We start from the raw sequence: 17,588 nt of genomic DNA, 5'->3' as shown, positions 1-17,588 counted from the left end.
TCCTAACTCCTAACTCCTAACTCCTAACTCCTAACTCCTAACTCCTAACTCCTAACTCCTAACTCCTAACTCCTAATTCCTAATTCCTAATTCCTAATTCCTATGCGCGCATACAATAACTAAAGGCTATTTTTCCTATCAATTTTAATAATATGTATATTGCTTGGGTTGAATTTTAAGATTCTTCTATTTTTGTTTCAAAAAAATTAAAAAGAAATACGAATGTTATATCAATCAAAAATTGCCGGATTAGGCTATTACGTCCCAGAAAATGTGGTGACCAACGACGATCTTTCTAAAAAGATGGAAACCAACGACGAATGGATCACCGAACGTACCGGTATTAAAGAACGACGACATATTAAAAAAGGCGACGGAAATTCTACCGCAATTATGGGGGTAAAAGCCGCTAAAATTGCATTAGAACGTGCCGGCATCGATAAAGATGAAATCGATTTAATTGTGTTTGCAACGCTGAGTCCCGATTATTACTTTCCGGGTTGTGGCGTGCAAGTGCAAGAAATGTTAGACATTAAAACCTGTCCGGCTTTAGACGTGAGAAACCAATGTAGCGGTTTTATTTACGGACTTTCGGTTGCCGATCAATTCATTAAAACAGGAATGTATAAAAACGTGTTGTTAATCGGGAGTGAAAATCATTCCGGAGGTTTAGATATGACAACTCGCGGTCGCAGCGTTTCAGTGATTTTTGGCGATGGAGCAGGAGCTGCGGTTTTAACAAGAAGCGACCATAACGGACAAGGAATTTTATCTACGCATTTACATTCTGAAGGAAAACATGCTTTAGAACTTTCTTTAAAAGGACCGAGCACGATGCATTGGGTTCCGGAGATTATTGAAGAAAATCCGCAAGAAGATATTCCGTATTATCCTTATATGAATGGTCAATATGTATTTAAAAACGCAGTGCAACGTTTTTCTGAAGTGATTATGGAAGGTTTACAGGAAAACGGATTAGAAGTTTCAGATATCGATATGTTAATTCCGCATCAAGCTAATTTGAGAATTTCGCAATTCATTCAGCAAAAATTTAAACTGAATGACGATCAAGTATTCAATAATATTCAGAAATACGGAAATACAACAGCAGCATCGATCCCGATTGCTTTAACAGAAGCTTGGGAACAAGGTAAGATCAAAGAAGGAGATCACGTGGTATTGGCAGCTTTTGGTAGTGGTTTTACTTGGGCAAGCGCAGTAATTAATTGGTAAAAAAAGAACCCCTTGAACTTTTGCTCAAGGGGCGTATTTAAACACATTTGTTAGTTTATAGATTTTTTAAAGGCTAATTCAAACAAATTATAACTAACACTCACTACTTTAATAGACGAAAATTATTTCAAAAAGTTGCATGGATTAACATATTTTAACAATTTGGTAATCAATGCTTAATATTTTAAAAACCCGTCAATTTTTCGACGGGTTTTCTATTAACCAAATAATTTTATTTTCCTCAACTATGAAAATTTGGTTAAACTTTTCTCGCCTTCATTGCTTCTTTCTATCTTAATGACGAACCAAATTAAACGATGTTGCAACTATGTCTAAAAAAAATGAAACTTTAGTGATCGGCGCTTCTTTAAAGCCTAATCGATATTCGAATATTGCGATCAAAAGACTACGTGATAATAATCAACCTACCAGAGCAATTGGGCTGAGAGCAGGTGAAGTTGAAGACGTGAGCATAGAAACTTCTCTTAAAGATTTTAAAAATATAGATACGGTTACACTTTATGTAAACCCAAAACGTCAAGTAGATTATTACGACTATATAATTGGCTTACAGCCGCGTCGCGTGATTTTTAATCCCGGTACCGAAAATCCAGATTTTTATAAAATGCTTCGCAATAATGGTATTGAAGTTGAAGTAGCTTGTACGTTAGTCTTGCTTTCGACGAATCAATACTAAACCTAAGAAAGTAATAAGTCCGTTAACGATTAATAGTTCATAATTAAAATGGTAACCGCCAAGATATTCAGCAGGTAAATTACCTAGAATTGCGGTGATGATTACTGAAACAATTGCGACTAACCAAACCAATTGATCTTTAATTTTCCATTTGGTAAAAATTCCGAAGCTAAATAAACCAAGTAAAGGTCCGTAAGTATAGCTTGCAGCAGTCAGCAATGTATCTATAACGCTCGTGTCTAGTAAATATTTAAATGAAATAATTACAACGACTAATAAAAGACTAATGAGTATATGAATGCGTTTTCTAAGTCCTTTTTGTAAGGAAGCATCTTTCTTTTCGATATCTAAAAAGTCAACACAAAAACTGGTGGTAAGTGAAGTTAATGCACTGTCGGCACTAGAATAAGCTGCCGCAATTAAGCCTAGAAGAAAAATAACGCCAAGTCCAAGTCCCATATTTCCGTTAAGCGCAATTTCCGGGAAGAGAAGATCTGTTTTTTCTTTTCCGTCTAACACCGGAACACCAATTCCTTGCTGATCGGCGTAAATAAAAAGTAAAGCTCCTAAAAATAAGAATAAAATATTCACGGGAATAAACACGAAACTATACGAGAGTACATTTTTCTTCGCATCGCTTAAGGTTTTACAAGTGAGGTTTTTCTGCATCATATCTTGATCGAGACCCGTCATACAAATGGTAATGAACATTCCGCCGAAGAACGCTTTGAAGAAATAATTCTTGTCGAGAATACTTTCAAAGTGAAAAGTGCTGGTGTAACGATCTAATTCTGGAGCGGTAAAAAAGTCGTTGAAACTCCACTGCAATTCTTCAGCAATAAAAAAGATGGCAATAATTACCGAACCCAGCATAAAAAGAGTTTGCAGCGTGTCTGTCCAAACAATAGTTTTAATTCCGCCACGTGAAGTATAAATCCAAATCAATAAAATTGAAATCACTACGGTTACCCAATACGGAATATTCCACGCATCGAAAACAAAATATTGTAAAACGGTCGCTACTAAAAATAAACGGAAAGAAGCGCCCAAAACCCTAGAAATGAAGAAAAAGAAAGCTCCGGTTTTGTAGCTTACATTGCCAAAACGTTCTTTTAGGTATTGATAGATTGAAGTAACATTCAAGCTATAATAAATAGGAAGCAATACAAAAGCAATTACAAAATAGCCAAATAAATAACCCATCACGACTTGCATATAGCTAAACTCTGCGTCGCGAACCCAACCGGGAACCGAGATAAAAGTTACTCCGGAGAGTGAAGCGCCCACCATCCCGAAAGCTACCACATACCAAGGTGATTTTCCTTCAGCTTTAAAAAAAGCATCGTTGCTATCATTTTTACCGGTAAAGTAAGAGATAAGCATAAGCACCGCAAAGTATAAACCGATAAGTAAAAGAATATGAATAGGCTTCATTCTATATGAATTTTATGCAAACTTAGTAATTATTGAAGTGGTATTACTGAAATATTTAGGCTTATCTATAAAGTTTAGATTACTTAGAAGATTTAATAAAAATTTTTAATTATATTGAGGCGTTATTTTATTTATGTTAACGAAGTAGGAAAAATTTGATTTCGTTTGTTAACTGTTTAGAATATAATTAACTAACTAACATCTTATGAGAAAATCTTTACTTTATTTTGTTTTTTTAATATCCAGTGTTTTATCTACCACTATTTATGCTCAACAAAATACTTATGAATGGTCGTGGGCAAAGAGAGGTGGCGGAGGTCGAGTAATTTCATCTAATTCTAAAGATAATACTCAACGCGTTCATAGTATAGATGTAGATCGCAATAATAATTATTATTTTTTAAGTCAAATTGGGGGAGAGAATTTACAAGGTTCTATCCCTACGTTTGGAAACGTGCCGAATGATACTATTGTAATCAATGATTATAGTGAATCTACTGATGTATATAGTTATCAGAAGAAAAGAGACACATATTTAGTATCTACCAATTGCCAAGGGGATTTTCGATGGCAAAAGACAATTGGAGGCTCAGGAGATGTTTATGCTTATGGTATGGGGGTAGATAGCCTAGGAGGAGTATATGTCGCTGGTAATTCTTGGAACATTTCATCTTCACCAACAGGTAGTGTTCCTTTACATTATGATCAAGATACTATTCGAAATACACTAACTCCCGATAAGAATATTTTTCTTATTAAATATGACTCGATAGGAAATTATGAATGGCTAAGGGAACCTCAGCCTTTTGATTCAAATCCTGATTGGGGTTATGCCAGTAGCGGAGAGATTTTTGTAGAGGAAGATGGTACCGTACACTGGATGGTTATTTTAGACCCTGGGTCTACTTTAGAGAATGGAGCGATCACTGCCGAAGATAATTATCTTTCGGTTTCTAATTCTCAGGTAGGAGATGTAGGAGTAATTAAATATGATAAAGATGGTAATTTTTTGGGCTATGTGCGATTAAACATAGATATGGACAACCATATTGGTATGCGTACAACTTCAAAAATAGACTTTAACTATAACAAAGCAAGTAATACATATTACCTTGCAGTATCTTCGAGATTTGGAGACGATCTTTATCATCCCGCAATTATTAATAATACAGAAATTACCGGTGCTTATTTTGTTGCTGCTTTTAATTCTACAGCTGGTAATGCAGAATGGTGGCAAGAGTTTTCAGAAGATTGGGGTGGAACGATACGGGATATTGTAATAGATAAAAATGGTGATATTTATATTACCGGCTATTTTGCAGCATTGTTAGAAAATGGTCAAATTGCTGGGTATCCTAGTTTTGCGGGTTTAACTTTTGGTGGCTATTTAAAAGAAACATTTTGCATGAAATTAAACGCGACTAATGGTCAAGGTATTTGGGTAAGCTATTCAGATGGTTCTTGTGCAGAGGGAGAAAGTTTAGCTGTAAATGAAGATGGTGTTTTTTTAGGTCAAGGCTATTGTACCCTTGGTGGTGGTGGCCATTATTGGGGTAATGCATATTTTACTAGGCCTTCGGGACATGGTCAAGATCCCGTGGTCATTCAATTAGATAAGAATACAGGAGATGCTATAAAAATACATGATATTATGGGAGCTGGCTACGGAGAAACTGATGAAATCACAGCAATAACTACCGATAAATTAGGAAATATCCTTGTTGGAGGCTATATGAAAAGTTCACATATATTTGACAATCATTCGGTTGTACCTCAATTAGATAAGAAAGTAACACACCCCAGCGATTTTTTTATCGCTCAACTAGGTAAAGATGGTGTGAGCTGTAGTGATCCAATTCTAACGGTAGCTGAAAGTGAAAAATTAGCTATTAAATTATGGCCAAATCCCACGCAAGGTAGAATACATATTGAATCTGAAAGCTTTATTAATAGCATTAATATTTATAACGTATTAGGGCAAAAAGCTGACGTGTCATTAGATAACACCTCTACTGCCAACGGTCAAATGATTGATATTTCTTCATTAAGTTCTGGTATTTATTTTATAGAAATACAATCTGGGAAACAAAGAGAAATAAAGAAAATAATAAAAGAATAATCGATATTACTTAACTAACTTTTTAAAATAAATTTTCACATATTTTAAGATTTACTAAGGATACGACAGAAGCTCTACAATTTCAAACAGATTTATCTTCTATAGAAAATGGTGTTTATTTTTTAAAAATCTATACTGATAAAGGGTATCAAATAGAAAGGATCGTAAAGAATTTATAATACTAATGAAAATTTGGATGGATAGCCGATTTTTCTTTCAAACCAAATTATCTTAAAAAACTTTCATAAATTGTAAGCTTTATCCTTAAACCCAACGAGAATTATGATTAAAAAATACTTGATCTTAGGAAGCTTTTTAGCAAGTGGTTTTCTATTTGCTCAAAATAAAAACACCGAAGAAGCCGACGAGCTATTTGCTAATTACCGCTATGTAGATGCGATCGATGAATATTTAGAATTGGTAGATAAAGGCAAGGCTAATACTTATGTCTATAAACAATTAGGCGATAGTTATTACAAGATCTTCAATATTCAGGAAGCTTCAAAATGGTATAGTAAAGCCGTGCAGAAAAAGCAAGATGCAGAAACGTATTATAATTATGCACAAACTTTAAAATCGCAAGGAAAATACGAAGAAGCCAATAAGCAACTCGATGTTTTTGCAAAGATGGAACCTAAAGATCCGCGTGCCATTATACATTTAGAAAACCCAAATTATATTCCGAAGTTATCTTCAGACGAAGCAAAATTTACGGTAGAAAAACTTCCGTACAGCAGTAAAGAATTTACCGATTTCGGACCTATTTCCGTAGGGAATACACTTTATTTTGTAAGTACAAGAAATAAAAGTAACAAAAAAGACAAATGGTCTAACCAACCCTTTTTAGATATTTTTAAAGTCGACCAAAACGGCAAAGCAGAACCAGAACCTATAGAAAATTTAAATACCAATCATCATGACGGTCCGGTATCCATTAGTAAAGATGGTAATCTTATGGTTTTTTCTAAAGACGGTCACGAAGAAGGTTTGTTTAAAAAAGGAAAAGGAAGAACAAAAATTGCACAGCAGGGATTGTATTTAGCTAAGAAAGTTAATGGTGAGTGGAAGTACATCAAACCACTTTCGATCAACAGTTCAGAATATTCGGTGACGCATCCGGCGTTGAGTGATGACGGAAAGACATTATATTTTGCTTCAGATATGCCGGGCGGTTTAGGAGATACCGATTTATGGAAAGTTTCATTTTCTGAAAATTCTCTTGGGAAACCAGTGAATTTAGGCGATAAAATAAACACGCCTGCCAAAGAAGGTTTTCCTTCTGTAAGAGAAAACGTATTGTATTTTTCTACTAACGGAAAACAAGGTTTAGGCGGTTTTGATGTATTTAGTTTTGATCTTGAAAACGGAGAGAAAGCGGAGAATATGGGAACGCCAATTAATACTGAAAAAGATGATTTTTCGTTCAGTATGGATCTAGACAATAAAAATGGTTATTTCGCTTCTAACCGTGATGGGATCGATCAATTATATATTGCTGAAGGTATTTGTAAAGCAGAATTACTCAACCTAATTAAAGATGAAGAAACGCAAGCGATCATCGCAAATGCTGAGGTAGCAATCTTAGACGAGCAAGGCAACAAAATTATTTCAACCCAAACGAATGAAAAAGGTGAAGTAAGTTTTGAAGTTTCTTGTGAGCAATCCTATCAATTAGAAATTTCGAATCCGGGTTACGAGACAAAAATGGTCACCATTGCTCAACCGGTAGATGGTGTGAATAAAAAAGAGATTCTTTTAACTCCGGAAGAAGTAGAAATTACAGAAACCGAAGTGAAACTCGATAATATTTATTTTGAATTCGATAAGAGTTTCATCACACAACAAGGCGCAAAAGAATTAGATAAATTGGTACGTGTGATGCAAAAATATCCTGAAATGAATATTATGGTAAAATCGCATACCGACTCTAAAGGAAGTGCGTCTTACAATAAAAAACTTTCTAATGAGCGTGCACAATCGACCGTACAATATCTAATTTCAAAAGGAATTTCAAAAGACAGGTTAAGCGGACAAGGAATGGGAAGCACCGAACCTAAAATAGATTGCGGGGCTAATTGTACCGAAGATGAAGATGCGCAAAATAGAAGATCGGAGTTTATTATTGTGAAAAAATGATAATAAGTTGTTAGATTTGTAAAGCATTATAAATAGTCAGTCTTTTTAAGGCTGACTATTTCGTTTACACCTCTTATGAAATACTTATTTTCCTTAATTATATTAATTTTTTCTAGTGTTCAATTATTTGCGCAGCAACCCAACGATTGTGTAAATGCAATTGTGATTTGTGGTAACAGTAGTTTTAGTTCTAATGCAAGTGGTGCCGGAGTTCAAGAGGTTTCTGGTTGTGCAAGTGAAGAACATAACTCTATATGGATTAGAGTTGATATCGTTCAAAACGGAACTTTAGGTTTCGATTTAATTCCCGATAATACCGATATTTCAGTCGATTACGATTTCTGGATCTATGGCCCAAATGAAGATTGCTCGAGTTTAACTTCGCCCATTCGCTGTTCAACGACCAATCCTATTGCTGCAGGTCAGACAAATAACCATACAGGAATGGGCAGCGTAAGTTCAGAAGCTTTTGAAGGTCCGGGAGCAGATGGAGATAGTTATGTAGAATGGATAAATGTTCTTAGTGGTGAATCGTATTACATTGTTGTAGATAGACCCGTAGGTAATGGAGGTTTTGAACTGAATTGGACAGGTTCTGCCGCGCAAGGAACAGGAGCTTTCCCAGAACCACCAACTGCAAATATGATTCAGGATCTAGAAGAATGTAGCGACACCGGTAGCGCGCAGTTTAATTTAGGGAATTTACGAAGTTCGATCAATTCAGATTTAAGCAATAATGAAGTAGATTTTTATGAAACTTTAGCCAATGCGACCGATAATTTAAACGCTTTGCCCAATAATTACACTTCCACACAAAGTGTAAAAACCATTTATGCAAAAGTCACTAGTAATTCTACACAATGTACAAATGTGACAGAGTTTAATTTAATTATCAACCAAATTGATAATATCCAGATCGAGGCTTCAGAAAACCCTATTTGTGCCCCAAGAGATGTAGAAATACAATTTTCAGGTTCTGCAAATGCAATCGTTGAATATGCAATTGATGGCGGGAGTACACAGCAAATTCAATTAAATAACTCAGGAATTGCAATTTTTGATCTGTTTGTAGATGAAGAGGTCACTATTTCTGTAAGTAATACATATGTTGAAAATCCCGATGGAAGTATTCAGTGTTCAGCCGCTCAAAATGAAAGTTTAACTATTTTGGTTGAAGGAATTTCAGTCGGAGAAAATTTAATCGATTTTTATACATGCGATGGTGACCAGGATGGAAAGGCGATTTTCGATCTAACTGAAAATGATTCTATCGCGTTAGCAAATGTTAGTGGCGGTTATCAAACTTCATATCATTTTACGCAAGCTCAAGCAGAAAACGGAATCAACGCTATCACAACACCGGCTAATTTTGAAAATACACAAAACTTTCCTCAGGAAATTTGGGTGAGAGTAGAAGATGAGGTTTTTACAAATTGTTACGCGGTAAGCAGTTTTGAGTTAGATGCTTATACCGATGCGCCACCAAGTTTTGAGGTAGAGAGAAGCAGTCTTAATTTCGATGAAGAACATGTAATCACTATAACAAATGTTTCAGGAATAGGAATGTATGAATTTAGTATTGGTGATGGGAATTGGCAATTGATAGATGACGCGAATCCCTCGATATCATTTACCGTAGAAGGTGGTGGGCAATTTACGGTGACCGGTAGACATACCGAAGGTTGTGGGATGAGTTTTCAAACCGTAACTTTTATCGATTATCCTAAATATTTCACACCCAACCAAGATGGAATCAATGATTATTGGAATATTGTTGGCTTTCAACAAAATAATAGAAATGCTGAAATTTTAATTTTTGATCGCTTCGGGAAGCTTTTAAAAAGCATTGCTCCTAACTCAAGAGGTTGGGATGGTACTTATCACGGTAAATCGATGCCTTCCAACGATTATTGGTTTTTAGTTAAATACGTAGAAACTCTACCCGATGGTACTACTATAAATAAGTCATTCAAAAGTAATTTTAGTTTAATACGATAAATACTATTTAGAATTAATTATGTTAAAAATTAATTTTTAAGGTAGGAATATTCGATGAGTACTTGTTTTATAGCAAAGGATAAATAACTCTTGTGTGTTTTATTTAATAAAAAGTTAAATTAATATGAGAGTTTTTTGTTATTTTGCGAACACCCTAAATGAAATTAAATAGATTTTACACTTTATGATGAAAAAAATCTTACCCCTCCTGTCATTTTTATTTTTTTCAATAGTTCTTTCTGCGCAAGATGAGTACGGAATTGAAGAAATAGATAATTTAACACAATGTTCACCTGCGACAATTAGTGATAATCAAGATGTGAATATGGGTTATACTTTAGATGGTTCTGAGGTTATAACTTTATGTCCAGATGATCCAGATTCTGTAATTCAATTAAATTTTACAGAGTTTAATATTATAAATTCTTATGATTTATCTATTTATGATGGAGATTCAGAAAATGCACCTTTAATAGGTTCATATACAAGTAATGAAAATCCGGGTACTGTTATAGCTACACCGGTAAATAATTCAGGTTGTTTAACTATTGTTTACACTGGTTCTGGAGCATTTTTTCCTGGTTCCGCATTTGGTTGGAGTTTTGAGTCAGGCTGCTCAGCACCTTGTCAATATATAGAAACAACTATCGAAAATGTTTTCCCTTCTGAATTTCAGGGAGGTGTTTATTCTGTAGAATTTGGTGCTTCAATTACGTTTTCTGGAAGTGCTGAATTTGCAGATGGTATTAGTGATAACGCAACCTACGAATGGGATTTTGGTGACGGTACCGTAGTTCAAGGTCAAAACTTAAGTTACACTTATGGACAATCTGGTGATTATGAAGTCACTTTAACGGTAACAGATGAAAACGGTTGTGTCTCTGTAGTAAATGATACTGTTAGTATTGAGGTTGAAGGTGAATCTGCACCTCTATGCGAAGATATAAATCCATTCTGTGCCGGTAATGATGCTTTAGTGTTTCCTAACTCATATCCAGGAAACAGCGATCAGCCAAGTGCTGAAAACGGCCCTGATTATGGTTGTTTGGGTAGTCAACCCTATCCCTCTTGGTTTTATATTCAAATTGAAGATCCTGGTACTTTAAATTTTACGTTAGAGCAAAATAGTAGTCCTAATTTTAATGGACAAGGTCATGATGTCGATTTTATCATATGGGGACCTTTCGATGATTATGAACAATGTGATAATTTAACAGCTCAAAACACAGTTGATTGTAGTTTTTCTGGTGCAGCAATAGAAAATGTTAATGTTCCTAATGCTCAAGAAGGAGAAATTTATATTTTATTAGTAACTAATTATTCACAGAATCAGGGTTATATAAGTTTACAACAGACTTCCGGACAAGGTTCTACTGACTGTTCTATCGTTAATACTGTATTGGGAGATGATCAAGAGTTTTGCTCAGGAGAGACATTCACTATTAATGGTACAACAGCTGGAGCCGTAGATTATGAATGGTCTATTTTTAATGATGGTACAGGACAATTTGAATTAATTCCCGGAGAAACAAATCCGACTTTAGAAGTTTCAGAAACCGGCTTGTATCAGTTAGAATCTTTTGATATTGATGGAGATTCTTCGACAGACGAGATTGAAGTAACTTTTTATGATGTACCTATCGTAACAGAAATTACTGAAGTTCAAGATTATTGTATATCAGGTGGAGGAGATAGCTCTTTAGATTTAAACCAATTTAAAGATCCGCTTTTAGATGATAGTCAGGATCCTAATTTTTTTAGTTATACTTTTTATGCTTCTGAATCCGACTTTAATAATGATACACCTATAGGAACTCCTGATGATTTTGATACTTCTTCTCAGAATCAAGAGTTATTCGTGACTCTAAAAAATCCTGATTTTGAAGAATGTTCTGTAAATACGAGTTTTATAGTTAATGTTTCAGAAATTGAAATTCAAGATTTAAGTACTGGTCAATATGATTTAGATGTTTGTTATGATCCTGTTGCTAGTCCTGATGGTGCTAGTTTTGATTTAACCATTCATGAATCTGTTCTTTTAACAGGATTAGATCCAGATCAATATTTAGTTGAATATTTTGAAAGTCAGTTAGATGCTGAAAATTCTCAAAACGCTATAACAGATCCTGTAAATTATCAGCAAACAGAAGGTCAATATACTGTTTATGTTAGAGTAGAAAGACAAGGAAGTCCTAATTGTAATGATACTACTTCCTTCTCTGTGTCTTCTTTTTCATCTGGAGAAATAGTAGCTATACCTTCAGTTTTAAATTTATGCGAAGAATTTTTATCAGATGCTTCTTTTGACTTGCAAGATAATACTTCATTAATTTTAGGAGGTCAAGGTGCATCGTCTTTTAATATTACTTATCACCCAACCCTTACAGATGCTGAAGACGCGACTTCGCCTTTACCCTTAACAGGTTATCAGCCTTCTGACGAGCAAGAAACGATCTATATACGTATAGAAAATGTGAACAATACAGATTGTTACAATACAGGTAGTTTTAACATACAAGTGAATTTGATCCACATCGGCGATTTAACAGCAGAAGTGATCGAGGAGTGTGATGAAGATAGCAATGGCAGTGCAAGTTTTGATCTTACCGAGCTAAATGGAGCTGCTTTAGACGGTCAGGATGCTACCGCTTATACGGTAAGCTATTACGAAAGTCAGGCCGATGCCGATACCGGAATGGCAGCAGCGATTACAAATCCTAACGCTTATGTGAACCAATCAGCTAACCCACAAACGATCTTTGTACGTGTAGAAAACAATAACGACCCTTCTTGTTATGAGACGAGCAGCTTTTTAATTCAAAGCTTCCTAAGTGGAATCGCTAATACGCCAAACCCCCTTTACATCTGTGATAATGGTCAAAGCACCAATGTGATCGATCTAACCCAAAACACCCCGATCGTATTGGGAGCACAGTCCTTAGCTGATTTTAATATCACCTATTACGAAACCCAAGCAGCAGCCGATGCTAATGAAGTAGGTATTACAGACCCTTCCAACTATACCTATTTAGAAGAAGACCAGGAGATCTTCGTACGTATCGAAAATATAGAACGAGAAGAATGCTACAACCTAACAAGCTTTGAGTTGAATGTAACTACGGTGGTGATCGGAGCTGTTGATCTTCAACAAGAATGTGATAACGGAACCCCGGGTACGGCCTTTTTCGATCTAACGGAGAACAACATAGCCGCTTTAGCGGGTCAGAGTCCTTCTAATTATACGGTAGATTACTATGCGAGTCAGGATGATCTGGATAATGATGTGGTTATTGCTGATTATACGAACTATGAAAATACCAGTAATCCACAAACGGTTTATGTTAAGGTAAGCTCATACAATCCACAAGATTGCTTTTTAACCACGAGTTTTGATATCGAAGCGACCCCATCGGCAGCGATCTTCGATCCAAGTCCTTTAATGGCTTGTGATAGTGATAACGATGGCTTTTATACCTTGTTCGATCTAAGTTCAAAAGATCAAGAGATTACGGGAGGTAATGATGATGTAAGTGTGAGCTATCACTTAACCTTAAGTGATGCCGAAAATAATGTAGATGCACTCAATAGTCCTTATTCAAACATTTCTGCCTTTAACCAAACGGTTTATGTGCGCGCTTTAGATGAGCTTAACGGCTGTGTGCAGACCACTACTTTAGAACTTCAGGTATACGATCGTCCGATGATCGAGACCCCTGCCGATCTAGAGGCTTGTGATGATGCAACCGCTGATGGTCAGACGTATTTTGATCTTACTTCTGTTGAAGAAGAAGTTTTAGACGGCTTGAACCCTGCTGATTATGAGATCACTTACCATAACAATGAAGCCGATGCTATTGCAGGAGGAAATGCTATTAGCGGTCCGGGAGGTTACTTCAGCCAAGCGCCAACTCAACAAGTATGGATCCGAGTAGAAGACATCGTAACTCCGGCAGGATGTTATAGTGTAGAGCCGTTAACCTTGATCGTTCACCCATTACCGGAGCCGGTACAACCTACAGCGCTTGAGTCTTGCGATGATCTAACAAGTGGTAGTGATACCGACGAACTAGTGGTTTTTGATCTGACCGAGAAAGAAGGAGAGATCACCGGTGGAGATACTTCTCTTAGTGTTATTTGGTATGCTACTCCGGCAGATTTTAGTAATGGTGTATCTATAGCCGATCCTCAAAACTATACCAATGACCTAGATAATGCACAAACCATTATCGCCGAGGTTACCGATGAGCAAGGTTGTAGTGCAACGACGACCTTAACCTTGATCGTGAACCCATTACCATCACCAACTCCAACCGACGAGTTGGAGGCTTATGTGATCTGTGATGATGATAACGATGGTTTTGCAGAATTCGATCTAAGCACCTACGAGGAGGAGATCGCCAATGGCGAGGCCGATGTAGAGATCACGTTCTATGCCACGCAGGCTAATGCAGAAGGAGGAGATCCTGATGATGAGCTTCCTAACCTTTACACCAATATCCAGGTGAACACGCAAGTGATCTATGCGCGTTCGACCAATATCAATACCGGTTGTTACCGTTATGTAGAGCTCACCTTAAGTGTTACTGCTTTACCGGATTTTGTCGAGACCGAAGACGGAGCATTAGATCTGTTTATCTGTGATGGGGAAGATGGGAATAACACAGGGATATTTGACCTGACCCAAAACACTCCGTTGATCTATGGAACTCAATCAGCAGAAGACTTTAGCGTGAGCTATTACGAGAGTGAAGCCGATGCAGCCAATGCAGAAGATCCTATCGGCAACCCAAGTGCTTATTCCAATGCAGGAGTAAGTCCGCTTAGCGTATGGTTCCGTATCGAAGATGAAGATACCGGTTGTTACCGTATCGGTTCGTTTGGCTTGAACGTAGGTAGTGATCCTTCTATTAGTAATCCGAGTAAATTGAGCGTTTGTGATGATAGTGCATTGGCCGCTGATGATGAGATCGGGCTTTTCGATCTTACAGCAGCGATCCCGGAGATCACCAACAACGATACATCATTAAGCGTTTACTTCTATGAAAATGCAGCAGCTTTAGCCGCTGATAACCCGATCGCAGATCCGGAGAATTATCAGAATATTGCTAATGCACAGACTTTAGAAGTTCGTGTGATCGGCGAGAATACGTGTCCGGCTCATACCACCTTAACTTTAGAGGTCACTCCTAATCCGAGTTTAGCTTTAGAATTAGAAGCTATCGAAGAATGTGATGGTGATAATGATGGGTTTACCGAATTTGACTTAGAGGCAGAGATCGATAATATTTTAAATGGAGAGCCTAATGTGACCATTACGTTCCATATTAGTGAGAATGCCGCAAATTTAGGTACTAATCCGATCACCAATACAGATGTCTATAGTACCACCAATATCTATCAAACCATTTATGTACGTGCTGAGAATACCGGTCCTAATGGCAATGATGGTACCGGGTGTTATACGGTGCGTCCTTTAGAGTTGATTCAGATAGCTTCACCGGAGATCCAATTAGAGCTAGAAGATCTCTATGTATGTGATGATGAAAGCCCGAATGGATTTACCTCTTTCGACCTTACTCAGAATGAAGACAATATTTTAGGCGATGTAGACGCGAGTGATCTAGAGATCACTTACCACACTAATGAGCAGGAAGCCATTGATGGAGTCAACGCTATTGCGGTACCAACCAACTATACCAATACGAGCAATGGTCAAACTATTTATGTTCGTTTAGAGAACACCACTACCGGTTGTATCGATACCTTTGGTTTTGATGGGGACAATAGCTTTACCTTAAATGTAAATGAATTACCACCGTTAAGCTACCCAACCGATCTCAATGTCTGTGATGATGATTATGACAATGATCCTTATAGCAGCACCCTTTTTGATCTTACTGTAAAAGAAACCGAGATCTTTGGAGGAGTGCCGGCAGTACCATCTCAATACGAGTTTACCTATTATGCCAATGCAGAAGACCTTAATAACGGAATTGCGATCGATACTCCGGAAGGATATGAAAATATAGCCAACCCACAAACCATTTATGTGGTGGTTGAAGATACTTCGGGAACCACAGTACAATGTAGTGCAGAGGTTAGTTTCGATCTTCAGGTTTTACCATTACCAAGTCCATCGACAACCGATCCTGATGTATTACGTCAAACCGCTTGTGATGATGATAACGACGGAGTCGCTTTAGACCCTTTCGATCTTAGCTTAAGTGGTCAATTGATCAGTCAGGGAGAAAATGTAACGATCAGTTATTACAAAACACTTGAAGCGGCAGAAGATGAAGATGCAGCCGAACTTATTGGTACGCCAACCGCTTATCTCAATGAGCCGAGTTACAATGAAGTCGATCAAACCGGCGCACCTACCAATGTACAGGTGATCTATGCCCGTGTCGATAGCAATGCCACCGGGAACTTCTGTTATGTGGTGGTTCCTTTTGAATTGGTAGTGCAACCGGTACCGGTCTTGAATGAAGCTATCGACGACCTAGCCTTTGGATATACCGTATGTTCAGACGATGCCGGCGGACTTACCGGAGCTTTCTATCCGGAAGATGTAGCCGGGCAAGTGTACGATTATAACGGTGGGGACTTTGATACTTCACTTATCGTTCCATTATTAGATCAAAACACCCCTACTAACGGAGTGATCGAGGATTATACCTTAAGCTTCCACTTTAGCGTAGCAGATGCATTAGCCGGAGAGAATGCTGTACCTTTTGGCTATCAGGCCTCTAATGGCGAGCAGTTCTATATCCAGTTAACCCATACCTTAACCGGTTGTATGCTTACTGAAGAAAGTGACTTGGGTATTTTACATATCAATGTAGCGCCAAGACCAACTATCGCCGATGTAGACCTATCGAGAATGCTATGTTCTAATAATGAAGGAGAAGATACCGCTACGATCAACTTGCAAGATTTCGATACTAATATCGATAATAATGCCACTCCGCCTACCACCGAGGTGTATTATTACGCTAGTGAAGTAGATTATGACAACGGGGACCGAATCCCGGAAACAGCAGAATCAACTTACCTAGCGAGTGATGGCGATGTGATCTATGCTGAAGTGATCAATACCGATACCTTCTGTACCAGCACCAATGTAGTGATGATCCCGATCACGGTAGATGCACGTCCAAGTGTAGATATCAGTGATTATGATCAGTTGTATATCTGTGTAGACAGCGATCCAAGCACACCGGTAACCGATGGTGATTATAGTGCTATTATTATTGACACCGGACTTGATGCCACTGCTTATAGCTTTGAATGGACCTATGGCGGTACTGTACTTGCCGGAGAGACCGGCCCTAGCATCACCGTAGGAGGCGGAAGCAGCAATCCACTACAAGCAGGAGACTATAGTGTGCAGGTATTCGATCTAAATACCTTAGATGAGAACAACAATAACTGTGGAAGTGATATTGATACGGTCACGATCTTAGAGAGCAACCCACCGGAGTTTGAAGTAGCACCAACTTCTTTAGGCTTTGAAGGAGAGCATAGCTTACAGGTATTTAATGTAAGCGGAATCGGAGAGTATGAATTCAGTATCGATAATGGACCTTGGGTAGATCTTTCAGGTGTAACGATCGACTTTGACGGGCTATCAGCAGGAACGCATATTGTTTACGGAAGAGATAAAAACGGATGTGGGGTGACCGCCTCAGAGGTGATCTCGTTTATCGACTTCCCACCATTCTTTACCCCGAATGATGACGGGTATAATGATTACTGGAACATCATTGGTCTCGATACTCCGCTCAACCGAGGGGCTAAGATCTTTATCTTCGATCGCTACGGGAAACTCTTAAAACAGTTAAGCCCAAGCTCAAGAGGATGGGATGGCACCTATAACGGTAACCCATTACCTTCAGGAGATTACTGGTTCAGTGTAGAATACCAAGACCCGGGAATCCCTCAAGAAGACGGTAGCCTGGCAGAGCCTAC

At 37.6% G+C, this 17,588-nt stretch carries 8 protein-coding genes; 7 read left to right on the top strand and 1 reads right to left on the bottom strand.

Annotated elements, in window-relative coordinates; genetic code table 11:
- Positions 1–222 precede the first annotated feature (222 nt).
- On the top strand, positions 223–1,233 hold the full coding sequence (locus G551_RS0110645; protein ID WP_036243717.1) for a 3-oxoacyl-ACP synthase III family protein: 1,011 nt from the start codon (positions 223–225) through the stop codon (positions 1,231–1,233).
- Positions 1,234–1,561: 328 nt separating this feature from the next.
- Positions 1,562–1,930 carry a CoA-binding protein gene (locus G551_RS0110640; RefSeq protein ID WP_027885563.1) on the top strand — a complete coding sequence of 123 codons (369 nt, stop codon included), beginning with the start codon at positions 1,562–1,564 and terminating at the stop codon, positions 1,928–1,930.
- On the opposite strand, the gene G551_RS0110635 is transcribed toward G551_RS0110640, so the two are convergent.
- Positions 1,901–3,364 carry a sodium:solute symporter gene (locus G551_RS0110635; protein ID WP_027885562.1) on the bottom strand — a complete coding sequence of 488 codons (1,464 nt, stop codon included), beginning with the start codon at positions 3,362–3,364 and terminating at the stop codon, positions 1,901–1,903. The genes G551_RS0110640 and G551_RS0110635 overlap by 30 nt on opposite strands.
- A 205-nt stretch (positions 3,365–3,569) precedes the next feature.
- Here G551_RS0110635 and G551_RS0110630 point away from each other — a divergent pair, with 205 nt between their 5' ends.
- The 5 genes from G551_RS0110630 to G551_RS15710 all read left to right on the top strand — a co-directional run.
- A complete protein-coding gene (locus tag G551_RS0110630) occupies positions 3,570–5,483 on the top strand; it encodes a T9SS type A sorting domain-containing protein (protein ID WP_027885561.1) in 1,914 nt (637 codons plus the stop codon).
- Positions 5,484–5,524: 41 nt separating this feature from the next.
- Positions 5,525–5,662 carry a T9SS type A sorting domain-containing protein gene (locus G551_RS16965; protein WP_084626403.1) on the top strand — a complete coding sequence of 46 codons (138 nt, stop codon included), beginning with the start codon at positions 5,525–5,527 and terminating at the stop codon, positions 5,660–5,662.
- 103 nt (positions 5,663–5,765) lie between these two features.
- Positions 5,766–7,619 (top strand): OmpA family protein, encoded by a 1,854-nt coding sequence (locus G551_RS0110625; RefSeq protein WP_027885560.1) that lies wholly within the window; start codon positions 5,766–5,768, stop codon positions 7,617–7,619.
- A 75-nt stretch (positions 7,620–7,694) separates the two neighbouring features.
- On the top strand, positions 7,695–9,617 hold the full coding sequence (locus G551_RS0110620; protein ID WP_027885559.1) for a T9SS type B sorting domain-containing protein: 1,923 nt from the start codon (positions 7,695–7,697) through the stop codon (positions 9,615–9,617).
- Positions 9,618–9,801: 184 nt separating this feature from the next.
- A partial coding sequence (locus G551_RS15710) for a T9SS type B sorting domain-containing protein (protein ID WP_036243715.1) occupies positions 9,802–17,588 on the top strand: 7,787 nt, incomplete at its 3' end.

It is taken from the genome of Mesonia mobilis DSM 19841, from assembly GCF_000423405.1.
GTDB lineage: Bacteria > Bacteroidota > Bacteroidia > Flavobacteriales > Flavobacteriaceae > Mesonia > Mesonia mobilis.
The sequence above is the reverse complement of the archived record's forward strand: the minus strand, read 5'-3'. Positions and strand labels throughout refer to the sequence as shown.